Source organism: Gluconobacter sp. P1D12_c (assembly GCF_018812105.1).
Lineage (GTDB): Bacteria > Pseudomonadota > Alphaproteobacteria > Acetobacterales > Acetobacteraceae > Gluconobacter > Gluconobacter oxydans_A.
The window spans coordinates 1-492 of record NZ_JACSIQ010000348.1; the positions used below are offsets into that span (position 1 = coordinate 1).

The window sequence follows — 492 nt, forward strand, 5'->3', positions numbered from 1 at the left end:
TAGCCTTGGTCTCATAACGTGCCTTCAATCGCACAGCCTTTATATTGAACAGATTTTCAAGCCTCTGTACTTCTCTCTCTATTTCTCTATATTTTTCCTTCTTTACCATATCCATAACAATCTCCGACCCTCAGTTTGTGGGGTACTGGAAACTTATTGTAGCAGATAGAAATCAATATTTGACTTGTCATAGTGTCCGACTATGACAATTACATTGTCGTCGGTCCTGCGGAGCTTCAAAGATACCAGTCTGCAAGCTCCTGAAAGGCGTCCTGATTAGCTTCGAAGTATTCGGAATCCGGAACCTCAATAGGAGGCTCATCAAGCTCTACGGGGTCTTGTAGACGCTCTATGTCGAGAACCTTTGACAGCATCCCATCTTCTAAGACGCTACCCCCACCTCTACCCATGTGAGATATCGTGTAAGTGTCAAGCATATATGCTTTTGCGGAATCATCCACCGCATTGATATCCCTGTTGCCAAGCTCCCAC

1 protein-coding gene is annotated in these 492 nt (G+C 44.7%); it reads right to left on the bottom strand.

All coding sequences use genetic code 11. The features are described 5' to 3' along the window. Window positions 1-236 precede the first annotated feature (236 nt). Window positions 237-492: hypothetical protein (locus KP705_RS17115; protein WP_215765136.1), on the bottom strand; the 256-nt coding region annotated here is incomplete at its 5' end.